This is a genomic window from Gracilimonas sp., from assembly GCF_035704785.1.
In the GTDB taxonomy this organism is placed as follows: Bacteria; Bacteroidota; Rhodothermia; order Balneolales; family Balneolaceae; genus Gracilimonas.
In genome coordinates this window covers 1-9,736 of the sequence record NZ_DASSWP010000009.1, presented here as the reverse complement: position 1 = coordinate 9,736, position 9,736 = coordinate 1, and the positions used below count along the sequence as shown (strand labels likewise).

At 41.0% G+C, this 9,736-nt stretch carries 8 protein-coding genes and 1 pseudogene; 7 read left to right on the top strand and 2 right to left on the bottom strand.

Features of this window, described 5'->3' with window-relative positions; genetic code table 11:
- On the bottom strand, positions 1–389 hold a 389-nt coding region (locus VFM80_RS00390; RefSeq protein WP_395068423.1), incomplete at its 3' end, for a DUF3109 family protein.
- A gap of 130 nt (positions 390–519) precedes the next feature.
- Here VFM80_RS00390 and VFM80_RS00385 point away from each other — a divergent pair.
- The 7 genes from VFM80_RS00385 to VFM80_RS00355 all read left to right on the top strand — a co-directional run bounded on the left by VFM80_RS00385 (position 520) and on the right by VFM80_RS00355 (position 8,948).
- Positions 520–786: a hypothetical protein gene (locus VFM80_RS00385; RefSeq protein ID WP_395068421.1), complete on the top strand. Its 267-nt coding sequence runs from the start codon at positions 520–522 to the stop codon at positions 784–786.
- Positions 783–1,289, top strand: a complete 507-nt coding sequence (locus VFM80_RS00380) for an acetyl-CoA carboxylase biotin carboxyl carrier protein subunit (protein WP_395068419.1) — start codon at positions 783–785, stop codon at positions 1,287–1,289. The genes VFM80_RS00385 and VFM80_RS00380 overlap by 4 nt, the downstream gene beginning before the upstream one ends.
- Positions 1,282–2,550, top strand: coding sequence for a UDP-N-acetylglucosamine 1-carboxyvinyltransferase (gene murA / locus VFM80_RS00375; RefSeq protein WP_395068418.1), 1,269 nt, complete (start codon positions 1,282–1,284; stop codon positions 2,548–2,550). The genes VFM80_RS00380 and murA overlap by 8 nt, the downstream gene beginning before the upstream one ends.
- A 546-nt stretch (positions 2,551–3,096) precedes the next feature.
- Positions 3,097–4,842 carry an Rne/Rng family ribonuclease gene (locus tag VFM80_RS00370; RefSeq protein WP_395068417.1) on the top strand — a complete coding sequence of 582 codons (1,746 nt, stop codon included), beginning with the start codon at positions 3,097–3,099 and terminating at the stop codon, positions 4,840–4,842.
- Positions 4,843–4,897: 55 nt separating this feature from the next.
- The gene (gene hslV / locus VFM80_RS00365) at positions 4,898–5,446 is read left to right on the top strand and encodes an ATP-dependent protease subunit HslV (RefSeq protein ID WP_395068415.1); all 549 of its coding nucleotides are present in this window, start codon (positions 4,898–4,900) and stop codon (positions 5,444–5,446) included.
- A gap of 1 nt (position 5,447) precedes the next feature.
- Positions 5,448–6,857 carry an ATP-dependent protease ATPase subunit HslU gene (gene hslU / locus VFM80_RS00360; RefSeq protein ID WP_395068413.1) on the top strand — a complete coding sequence of 470 codons (1,410 nt, stop codon included), beginning with the start codon at positions 5,448–5,450 and terminating at the stop codon, positions 6,855–6,857.
- A gap of 189 nt (positions 6,858–7,046) precedes the next feature.
- Complete coding sequence (locus VFM80_RS00355) at positions 7,047–8,948, top strand: S41 family peptidase (RefSeq protein WP_395068411.1); 1,902 nt, start codon at positions 7,047–7,049, stop codon at positions 8,946–8,948.
- A 96-nt stretch (positions 8,949–9,044) separates the two neighbouring features.
- Here the strand turns inward: VFM80_RS00355 and VFM80_RS00350 are convergent.
- Positions 9,045–9,736: pseudogene (locus VFM80_RS00350) on the bottom strand (long-chain fatty acid--CoA ligase); the annotation flags it as partial.

Sequence of the window (9,736 nt, the reverse complement as noted above, 5' to 3'; positions counted from 1 at the left end):
TTTAAGCGAACCGGAAAAAGATGACAGCTAATAGGTTTTTCCCAGTTAAACCTTTCTTCAAAAAAAGCTTTTTGAATTGAACAATATGCCACTTCATTATCATCATAGTTAACAAATATGCACTCTTTTTGGTTTACAGTGGTAATCTCATAACCTGCTTTAGCTGAGCCTGTTACCACACCCTCTCTTTCAGCTACTTTAACCGATTCCGGTCTTAATTCATCTTTTAAGAACTTATAAGCCTTATGTAATATCGGTATTTCATCTTTCGATACAGGTGCTCCTGCATCGCCAACTACACAGCATGCTCCTTTGCAGCGAGGCAGATCGCAAGCAAATTTAGCGGTCGCTATATCGTCAGAGAGAATTGTATTTTTTACTTTGAACATGGCCTAAGATAACAATCAATGCGACACTTTTCGATGAAAGCATTTTTATTTTTATGGCCAACCAAAAACCAAAATAATTTAACGGGTATTTATTTGTGATAATTTTGCATCGGCTCTATCTTCAACCCATATGAGAAAACTAACTCCATCAGAGCGAAAAATTTTAGATCGTCTTCTTTTTCCTGAACCATTTGAGGTTATACAGGAAGAAACCCAACTTGCCTATGGCGAAATCAGAGATGATATTATAAATCTGATGAACTCTCGTCTTATTGAAGTGGTCGATCCGGATCAAACCGATGCTCAAAGCACTTCCTTATTCGACTCTGATAATATCAAAGATTCCACCTACCGCATAACTAAATCAGGAATTAAACACATGAATAACCGCTTATGAAATTCCAGGCAACTTTTGGCGAAAATGAACATCAAGTAAAATTATCTCCTAAAGAAGGGACTTTCGAATCAGGAAAGGAGAAAGGGAATTATACTTTTGAGTTCGTAAACGGACGCTATATCCTGCGAATCGGAACAAAAACCTATAAGATTGATAATGTACATAAAGAAGGTTCTTCCATAGAATTTTCAATGAATGGCGTTTGGCATTCGGTTGATGTTAAAGATGAACAGGAGCTACTTCTTGATCGCCTTGGTTTTAAAACCGGAGCTGCAGCTGCGGAGGGTATTCTTAAAGCTCCCATGCCCGGTAAAATTCTTGAGATCATGATCTCTGAAGGTGACCAGGTTGAGAAAGATCAGCCATTAGTCATTCTGGAGGCCATGAAAATGGAAAACGAATTGAAAGCACCGATAAGCGGAACAATCGCAAGTATTACAGCGGAAGTTGGACAGTCATTAGAAAAAAACTCACCTATACTGGAGATAGAGACCATTGGATAAATTTATCATTAAAGGCGGCAATCCATTAAAAGGAACGATCCCAATTAGCGGATCAAAAAATGCTGCACTGCCATTAATGGCTGCATCACTGCTTGGTGATTCCACCAGCATCATTAAAAATGTTCCCCGGCTAAAAGATATATACACCTTTAACAACGTGATCCGGGTAGTAGGTGCCCAGGTTGATTTTAAGGATGACGAAAATACATTGACTATTGATCCTTCTAATGTAAATCATCTTGAAGCGCCATATGATCTGGTTCGAAAAATGCGGGCTTCATTTTATATGCTTGGTGCTCTAGTCGGCAAACACGGTTATGCCAAGGTATCTCTTCCGGGTGGATGTGCATGGGGCCCCCGCCCTGTAGACCTGCACCTAAAAGGTATGGAGGCCATGGGCATCGATATTTCTTTGGAGAAAGGTTATGTGATCGCTAAAGCTGAAGACAAGATCGAGGGCGGCTCTTTTAAACTGGAACCAAGCAGTGTGGGAGCAACGGTTAACCTGTTACTGGCTTCTGTTTTAAAAGCGAAGAAATTCATTATTAAAAACGCTGCCAAGGAACCCGATGTGGTTCAGCTGTGTAATTTCCTGGTTAAAATGGGTGCTAATATTGATGGTATTGGAACCGATGCACTCACCATAAAAGCTGTAAACAATCTCAGTGGGATTGAAGTTTCTAATGACCCGGATCGTATTGAACTGGGAACTTTTATGATTGCCGGAGCCATGTTCCCCGGGTCGGAACTTACCCTGACCGGTTGTAACCCAGAGCAACTCGGCAACTTCCCCGATAAACTTAGAAAGACCGGCACTTCAGTTGATATCAACGGAACAACCATTAATGTAAAAGCACCTGATGTGCTTAAACCTGTTTCCATCAAAACAGAGATCTATCCCGGATTCCCAACCGATCTGCAAGCCCAATGGGCAACAATGATGACCCAGGCTGAAGGAGCATCCAAAGTGACAGACACCGTTTATTTTGATCGATTCAGCTATGTGCCGGAATTGGTACGCTTGGGCGCTGATATGGATGTTGAAAAAAATACCGTTAGCATCTCAGGCAAGACACCACTGACAGGGGCTTCTGTTATGAGTACAGATCTTAGAGCAAGTGTGAGTCTGGTGTTGGCAGCCTTAGTTGCAGAAAATACTTCTGAAGTGCTTCGTATTTATCACTTGGATCGTGGTTACGAGTCGCTGGAAGAAAAACTTACTGCCGTCGGTGCAAATATCAAACGCGTGGAAGAAGATTAAAAGCAAAATCTCAATTATCCCCAACTAAGAACTTAAGCGATTTTTTAAAAGGACCACTTAGTTTTTAAGAAACATTCCTATTCAATCTTCATTCATCGTTATTAGATGTTATTCTGTATCCGTTAAAGTTTATTCCGTTTTCAAAAAAGCGTTTACATTAATCACCTTTCACAGTTATATTAATAGAAGAAAAAATCGACCTATAAAAAGCTTTTTTAAACTATTTTCGATTGCATAACGCACAGAATACATATCAAAAACAAGAAATGACGGCATCATTTTTTATCTATTGTAACGATGCTATCACCGATTTTTTCTTTTTCTGCGGGTTACTTCTTACAACATTAACGCAGAATCTCTTTTCTGATCCCAATACGGGATCCCCAAATAAAACAATTTTAACAGATATTATTCCCGAAGCAGCCGCTCGACCGTTTGCTTCCAACCCCAATCTCAACAATGAGTCCGTACTAAATTTGCACCGTAAATTAATACGATGGTTCGTTTGCAGGGGTTATAGCGGCTTCCGGGAAAGGAAGAATTTTAATGAAGAATCAAATTATTATACACTCTTCGGGCAATCAGACCCGTATTGCGCTTTTGGAAAACAGCGAGTTAGCGCAGCTATTCATAGAAACGGAAGAAAACCAGCGTACTGTTGGTAATATTTATGTAGCAAGGGTTCACAAAGTATTAAGCGGTATTCGTGCTGCTTTTATTGATATGGGCACGCCTAAAGATGCCTTTTTACACTTTTCTGATGCCGGTGACCATCTCGATGAATATGTAACGAGGTTAAACGGACCTGACGCCATTCCAAATCAGGCTAAAAAAGATATTCAGAATAAAGAAAATCTGTCGAATGTAGAAAAGCAGATCCTTGCCGGTAAGATCCTCCGAACAGGACAAAAACTTTTAGTACAGATCGTTAAGGAACCAATTGGTTCCAAAGGCCCCCGAATTTCAACTGATATTACCATTGCCGGACGATTTTTAGTATTGATCCCAATGGGTGATTATATCGCTGTTTCCAAGAAGATCGGTCATTACAAAGAACGCCGCCGTTTGAAAGGTATACTGAATAACATGGTTCCTGATGGTTTTGGAGTGATCGTAAGAACCGTTGCTCAGGGGCAGGACAAAAAAGCCATGGAAGATGACCTTCGAAACGTTCTTAAGAAATGGGAACAGATCGTTGACAAGCTCGAAGACGCTAAACCCCCTGCCCTTCTGTACCGTGATCTGAACATGACGGAAAGTTTGATCCGGGATCTTTTTGCAAAAAATTATGACCGTGTTTTAATTGATGACCCTGCTTTATATCGTCAGATCAAATCATATGTAGGTCAGATCGCTCCTCAAATGATCCCTAATGTAGAGCTCTACAAAGGCAAGGAGCATATCTTCGATTACATGAAGATTGCACATGACGTGAACTCGATCTTTAGCCCCCGGGTACGCATGAAATCCGGCGGTTATCTTATCTTCGAGCAAACTGAAGCCATGTATGTGGTGGACGTAAACTCCGGCCCTTACGCAGCCAAAAAACGTCAGGAAGATAATTCCCTGAAAACAAACCTCGAAGCGGCAAGAGAGATCGCAAAGCAGCTTCGGCTCCGGGATATAGGCGGTATCATCGTTGTTGACTTCATTGATCTCCGTGATGACAAGAATCGTAAAAAGATCTACGATGAACTCAAGAAAGAATTTGTCAAAGACCCGGCTAAAACCAATGTGATAGGCATGAGTGACTTTGGCTTGGTTCAGATCACCCGTCAGCGCATACGTCCAAGTGTGGTTAATTCTGTATCTAAAGTGTGCCCGGTTTGTGGCGGTTCAGGAAATGTTGTTACAGAAGACACCATACTCACTGATCTTCAAACATGGTTAAGCAAATTCAAGCATAATACAAGCTACCGTGCTGTTGACCTTTATGTAAACCCTTATCTTAGATCCGTTCTGACAAAAGGTCTGTTTAGCACCAGATGGAAATGGATGGCAAAATACCGTATCAAGATCTCATTGATCGGTGACGAAACGGTATCCATGAATGAATTCCGAGCAACCTTGGTTGGCTCTGATATAGACATCACTGATATTGTTATGAGGGATGAGTCTATTGAAGAAGTTCTGGAGCGTGAAGGTGAGCTCATTGAACTTGAGAGTGGAAAAGGTGATAAAGAAGGACTGGAGATCTCCAAAAAAGAGCGAAGCAATAACAGCAAATCGTCAGGCCAAAATGACAATTCGAATGGAAGAGGCAATAATAAGTACTATAAGTCCTCAAATTAAGCCTTGGCTTGGTTTTTGTATCTCTTGAGTCAATCCTATTAAACAAAATTTAAGCATGAATTTATCAGAATTACACGCAACTACCGTTGTGGGAGTAATCCACAATGGTAAGGCGGCAATTGGAAGTGACGGTCAGGCTACCATGGACAAGACCGTTATGAAAAGCACCGTAAAGAAAGTACGCAAATTATATAACGGCAAGATCCTGGCGGGATTTGCAGGTTCTACGGCTGATGCCTTCACCCTTTTTGAGAAATATGAGGAGAAGCTAAACGAATATAACGGAAGCATGGAACGTGCAGCCGTTGAGTTAGCCAAAGAGTGGCGTAAGGACAAGTTTCTGCAAAAACTGCAGGCTTTACTAATTGTGATGAATAATGAAAAGTCGCTGGTTATCTCCGGTCAGGGTGATGTCATTGAGCCAGATGATGAGATCGCAACCATAGGAAGCGGAGGCTCATATGCCCTTTCGGCAGCCAGAGCCATGGTAAAACATGCCCCGAAATTATCTTCCAGGCAGATCGTTGAAGATGCTCTGCACATTGCTGCAGATATAGACATCTACACCAATCATAATATTACGATTTTAGAAATTGAAGACTGATATGTTAACTATTGAAGAAAAGAATTTAACGCCTCAGCAAATTGTAGCTGAGTTAAACAAATATATTGTTGGCCAAAGAGATGCAAAAAGATCCGTTTCTATTGCCCTTCGTAATCGCTGGAGACGGCTCAATGCCGAAGAAGAAATTCGCGAAGAAATAGTGCCCAATAATATTTTATTGATCGGGCCAACCGGAGTCGGGAAAACTGAGATTGCCCGTCGTCTTGCCCGGCTGGCTCACGCTCCTTTTATGAAGGTAGAAGCTTCAAAGTTTACTGAAGTTGGATATGTTGGGCGTGATGTTGAGTCGATGATCCGTGACCTGACTGATATTGCTATCAGCATGGTGAAAAAAGAGATGCAGGATCGCGTAAAGGAAAAGGCAGCCGAAAGAGCCGAAGAGCGAATTTTAGATATACTCATCCCTCCTGTTAAAAAAAACGGTCCCGGATTTAAAAGCAGTAACTCTGATGAAAACTTTGACCCGCAAAAAGCCAATGATTCGGAACTAAATGAGCGTACAAGGGAACGCTTTCGGGAAAAATTAAGAGACGGAGAACTTGAGGACCGGGAAATTGAAATTGAAGTAAAATCCTCAAAAAGCCCTATGATGCAAGTTTTTGGCCCGCAAGGCATGGAAGAAATGGGGATCAATCTTCAGGATATGCTTGGCAACCTGGGTAAAGGAAATAACAAGTCAAAAAGAAAGCTTCCGATCAGTGATGCCCGTGAAATTCTCACTGAAGAAGAAGCGGAAAAATTGATCGATCATGAATCTGCCGTTCAGGAAGCTCTTGAGCGTGTACAGAAACAAGGGATCGTTTTTATAGATGAAATTGATAAGATCGCGGAACCTTCCAGCGGAAGTGGCGGAAAAAGCGGGCCTGATGTAAGCCGGCAAGGTGTACAGAGAGACTTACTTCCCATTGTTGAAGGAAGTGCTGTTAATACCAAACACGGCATCGTAAAAACAGATCATATTCTATTCATCGGTTCCGGTGCATTTCATGTTTCAAAACCATCTGACTTGATTCCGGAACTGCAGGGCCGCTTCCCTATTCGGGTTGAATTGACATCACTTACGGAAGATGATTTCGTAGATATTCTTTCTAAACCAAAAAATGCTCTTACCAAGCAATATATTGCCATGCTTAAAACAGAAGGAGTAGGTATTGAGTTTAAGGAAGATGCAATCCGGGAAATTGCCAGAATAGCAGCGGAAGTAAATTCTTCCGTCGAAAATATTGGAGCCCGGCGTTTGCACACGATAATGTCTTCGTTGTTTGACGAGCTTTTATTTGCAGTACCTGATGATATAAATTCCGGTAACATCACAATAGATAAGGCATACGTGGATAAACAATTATCCGGAATTGTGAAAGACAAGGACTTGAGTCATTATATCCTCTAATGCAAGTTTAAAGATGATAAATACTCCAAATATCCGGTGAGATCAGATTGAAAAAAATCACTTGATCGAGATAAAAAAACATTGCTTAAAATTGTACTATACTACTTTATTCATTACAATCGTTTGCAATGAAACTATTCCACCTGATTTTGGTTATCAGTATAAAATAATTGATGTAAGATGATATTTATGCAATTGAAAAAAATAATTTACCCAAACGTTTTAATATTATTACTCCTCTCCTTCCTGCGTTTTACAGGCATCGATCCTGTTCTGCAATCAGGTAATGATGACACGGAGAATTTGACTAAATATCATCAGGCACAACGCAGTATCGTTGCCAACTATTTCAAGGAACCCGATCTGAATGAAATGTATAAGTCCAGTATTAAGTATATGGTCGAAGCTATAAAGGATTCTACCCTAAAGATTGACGGAACTCCTATCGACACAACTTTCAAAGACATTGAAATAAATTCGATCAGAGATTCTTTCGCAAACTTTGAAAAGGCTTATTTATATGTAAGTAATAACAGCCCTGATGAGAACATGGCTAATCTTACAGAAGAAGCTATTAGAGGTATGTTTTCAACGCTTGATCCTCATTCCATGTACATCGAAGCGGAAGATAATGAGCAAATACAGGCAGAATTTGCCGGCGAGTTTCAGGGTATCGGTGTTCAATTCCAGATCATCCAGGATACCATAACTGTAATCACAGCAATTTCCGGTGGACCCAGTGAACAGCTTGGAATACGTTCCGGAGACCGAATCATTCAAATTGAAGATTCTTCGTCAGTAGGTTTCACAAATGAAATGGTAATACGCAAACTCAGGGGTGAAAAAGACACAGAAGTTAACGTCACTATAAAAAGGCCAAATGTAAAAGATCCCATAAACTTTACTATCATTCGTGATGATATTCCTCTCTACACCGTAGATGCCTCTTACATGCTCGATGAGAGAACAGGATATATTAAAATAAACCGTTTTGCAGCAACTACTCATCAAGAGTTTATGCAAGCTCTTGGTGAACTTCGTGAGAAAGGAATGAACAGGTTGGTATTAGATCTTCGTGGCAATCCCGGAGGCTATCTAAGTCAAGCCATTGCTATTACTGAAGAATTTTTTGCTGAGGGCACTGAATTAGTTTCTACCAAAAGTAAGCATAGTCGTTTTGACGGGGAATATTTTTCCCGGAAAGACGGTGCTTTCAAAGATAAACCTGTTATCGTTTTGGTTGATGAAGGTGCTGCCTCGGCAAGTGAAATTGTAAGTGGTGCTATTCAGGATCACGATCGAGGTTTGATCGTAGGTAAGAGAACCTTTGGGAAAGGATTAGTTCAACAGCAATATGAACTGGTTGACAAGAGCAGCGTTCGTGTTACCATTTCCAGGTATTATACTCCTTCAGGCCGGTTGATACAGAAACCATTTGTAGAAGGTGGTGAAGAATACGCTTATGAAATTTACCGCCGTGATGATGCAATGGAGGATGCATCGGAGTTCATTGATGATATCCCTGATTCATTGAAATACCGTACAAGCGCCGGAAGAACTGTGTATGGAGGCGGTGGTATAGTTCCGGATTATATAGTGCCTAGCGACACCAGCACTTCTGCTTATGTATTCAACTTTGCTATCAGAGAACGTGCTTCTTTCGATTATGTCCGAACATTCCTTGATGAAAACGGAGAAGAATTCAGAAGTGAATGGGAATCTGATTTCCAAAATTTCCGTGAAAATTTTGAATGGGAGCCAAAACATCTCGATGAATTAAAATCACTGCTTTTAGACCGTGGAATGGTTATCGCTGATACGGTTGAAAGCCCGGATTTCAGAAACGATTCCCTGTTTGTACCGGAAGGTCATTTTGAAGATGTAGCCTGGCTGCTTGAAGGCAGGATGAAAGCTGAATTAGCACGTCAGGTTTGGGGAATGCAGTATTTCTACCCTATTGTAAATGATGTTTTTGACAATACCCTGGACAAAGCAATGACGCTTTGGGATGCTGTAGCCCGACTTGAGGCTCTTGCAAACGGCAAGGCAGACGCTTCAGCAATAGGCAACATCAACAGTAATGAAATGTAAGCCCTGCTTTCTTTAATTTTCATCTCTATTCTTTTAACCAACAAAGGCTTCCGCAAGGAAGCCTTTTTTTGTTTGAACTTCGCCTAGAATTCAAAGTCAGTCCTTATCATCTTTAAAAATATCATTGATCAGGTGTCCGTATTTATCAGCAATAACCCGGCGTTTAACTTTTAAGGTTGGGGTCATTTCACCTGTTTCTACTGAGAATTCATGAGGCACTAATCTGAAATCACGGATCTTCTCATGAGAAGCCAATTCTTTTGAAAATGTCCTAAGTTCTTTCTTGTAGATATCTTTGACTTCTTCTAATTCGATCAGCTCTTCATTCCCTGAAAAGGATAACCCATTTTCTTTGGCAAACTTGGCAACCACTTCAAAGTCAGGCACAATGATCCCAGCCATATAATTTTGTGCTTCCCCAACTACCACGATCTGATCGATCCATTTGCTGGTTTTGAAAAGATCTTCGATGGGACCCGGATAGATGTTTTTACCTCCGGCATTTACGATCATATGCTTTATACGGTCGGTGATCTTAAGGAACCCCTCATCAAATTTACCTACATCACCGGTATGCAGCCAGTCATCATTGTCGATCATTTCCTTTGTAGCCTCTTCATTCTTCCAGTAACCCTTCATAACATTCGGACCTTTACAAAGTATTTCACCGGCTTCGCTGCTTAGATCGGTTGGATAGTCTTCCCCGCTTATTTCAGCGATGATCTCGCCATTTTCTAAACTTTGAATTGCTACCGTAACTCCGGGTATGATCGTGCCTACAGCACCAA